At 31.1% G+C, this 2666-nt stretch carries 3 protein-coding genes; 2 read left to right on the forward strand and 1 reads right to left on the reverse strand.

Annotation, left to right across the window (positions count from 1 at the left end):
• Positions 1–119: 119 nt before the first annotated feature.
• Positions 120–410, forward strand: a complete 291-nt coding sequence (locus tag AC15TD_RS01580; protein WP_331632005.1) for an HU family DNA-binding protein — start codon at positions 120–122, stop codon at positions 408–410.
• A gap of 411 nt (positions 411–821) precedes the next feature.
• On the forward strand, positions 822–2369 hold the full coding sequence (locus tag AC15TD_RS01585; protein WP_484450384.1) for an Rne/Rng family ribonuclease: 1548 nt from the start codon (positions 822–824) through the stop codon (positions 2367–2369).
• Between the two features lie 61 nt (positions 2370–2430).
• Here AC15TD_RS01585 and AC15TD_RS01590 read toward each other — a convergent pair.
• Positions 2431–2666 (reverse strand): neutral zinc metallopeptidase (locus tag AC15TD_RS01590; protein WP_484450385.1); only part of this gene is annotated, 236 nt, incomplete at its 5' end.

Consider the following 2666-nt stretch of genomic DNA (forward strand, 5'->3'; position numbering starts at 1 on the left):
GCAAAAATAAACGTTTATAATCTTAAATTTTAATGAATTAGGTTTGAAATATTGAATTTTAAATTCCTATATTTGCATCCCTTTTAAATTTATATAGTAACTAAAATAAAAATATTAAAATGACTAAGGCTGATTTAGTAGCAAAAATTTCTGAAAAATTAGGAATTGAAAAAGGTGATGTTCAAGCAACTGTAGAATCTTTTATGGACGAAGTAAAAACTTCTTTAGAGAGTGGAGATAATGTTTACTTAAGAGGTTTTGGTAGCTTCATTATTAAGACAAGAGCAGAAAAAACTGGTAGAAATATTTCAAAAAATACAACTATCAAAATTCCTGCACACAACATTCCTTCTTTTAAACCTGCGAAAGTTTTTGTTGAAGGCGTAAAAACAAATGTAGACGTTAAGTAAAAACATCATAATTAATTATTAATTTAAAAAACATAATTTATGCCAAGTGGTAAAAAACGTAAGAGACATAAGGTTGCTACGCATAAGCGTAAAAAACGTAGACGCGCTAATCGTCACAAAAAGAAAAAATAAATCAAAAAAAGTAGTTATGTAAGCTACTTTTTTTTGGTCTTTAAAACAAAAACGTTCTTTGAAAATGAGTTCATTAAAATTTTAGACACTGCTAGTGTTTTTTGAACTCCACGGATATTAAAAATCCTGTGAAAAATAATGTATAATCCATCTGTATAATTTGGTTATTGGTTGCTAGTTATTGGTTATTAATTAATAGTACAAAACATTGTTGCTTTTAATTTTTTAACGTTTAACTTTCTAACGCTTAACTAGAAAGTATGGATAAAAATTAACTTAATGAATAAAGAATTGATCATTCGATCTAGTTCAGAAGATGTTGATTTTGCCTTATTAAAAGATGGAAAACTTATTGAATTACAGAAAGATGAAGAAAGTAATGACTTTGCTGTTGGTGACGTGTTTATCGCCAAAATAAGAAAAGCTGTTCCTGGTCTAAATGCTGCATTTGTTAATGTAGGTTATGAAAAAGATGCATTTTTGCATTATCATGATTTAGGACCTAAACTTCCTTCACTTTTAAAATTCACAAAACGTGTAAGTACAGGTAAACTAAAAGATTATTCTTTAAAAAATTTCCCATTTGAAAAAGATATTGACAAAAACGGAAGTATTGCCGATGTCTTAAAATCAAATCAATCGCTATTAGTACAAATAGTAAAAGAACCCATATCAACAAAAGGACCCAGAATAAGTTCTGAACTTTCCATTGCTGGTAGATATATCGTTTTAGTGCCTTTTTCTGATAGAATTTCTATTTCTCAAAAAATAGAAAGCAAAGAAGAAAAAGATCGATTAAAACGATTGGTGAAAAGTATTACACCACAAGGTTTTGGAATTATTGTGCGTACGGTAGCAGAAGGCAAAAAAGTAGCCGAACTAGATAAAGACTTACAACTATTGCTTAGTCGTTGGACAGCAATGTGTAAAAAGCTAAATAGAGCCCATCATCCAAGTAAAGTATTAGGAGAAATGAATAAAGCCTCGTCTATGTTACGAGATATATTTAATGACACTTTTACAAGTATTCATGTTGATGATGAAGTGCTTTATTATCAAATTAAAGATTATGTGCAAGAGATTGCACCCAATAAAGAATCAATCGTGAAATTGTATCAGTCTAATGTTCCAATTTTTGAAAAATTTGGAATAGAAAGACAAATTAAAACCTCCTTTGGTAAAACCGTTTCTATGGCAAAAGGTGCCTATTTAATTATAGAGCACACTGAAGCCCTTCATGTAATTGATGTTAATAGTGGAAACAGGTCCAATAAAGCCAATAATCAAGAGGATACAGCATTAGAAGTAAATATAATAGCTGCTACAGAAATTGCTCGTCAGTTGCGCTTGCGCGATATGGGAGGCATCATTGTGGTAGATTTTATAGATATGACTAATTCTGAAAACAGGCAAAAGCTCTTTAACCATTTTAAAGATGAAATGAGTGACGACAGAGCAAAACATAAAATATTGCCGCCTAGTAAATTTGGATTGATACAAATAACGAGACAACGAGTACGTCCAGAAATGAACATAAAAACTCGTGAAGAAAATCCAGATGCCATTATTAATGGTGAGGAAGTTGAAGCACCCATTGGTTTGGTGACAAAAATTACTCATGATCTGGAGCAATTATTAAAAAAAGACTATAAAAAGCTGACTTTAAACACACATCCTTTTATAGCAGCCTTTTTAACAAAAGGTTTTCCATCTATACGTTCAAAATGGTTTTTTGAACACAAAAAATGGGTTAAAGTTTTACCAAGAGATGCTTACACATATTTAGAATACCACTTTTTTGATAAAGATGGTAAACAAATTAAATAATTAAAAAACCCGCTACTTTTAAGTTTGCGGGTTTTTTTATGTTTTCTAATGAATAATATGTTTATAACGAAGTAGCGCTAAACGTATCTCCTTGAGATAAATCACCTGTATCAAATCCTTTTTTAAACCATCTCATACGTTGTGCAGAAGTTCCATGCGTGAAGGAGTCAGGAACGACCCTGCCACTAGATTGCTTTTGCAATCGGTCATCACCAATAGCATTAGCAGCATTAAGCGCTTCCTCAAGATCGCCAGACTCCATAATGCGTGTCATTTCTTGAGAATGATGTGCCCAAA

The organism is Yeosuana sp., assembly GCF_057126245.1.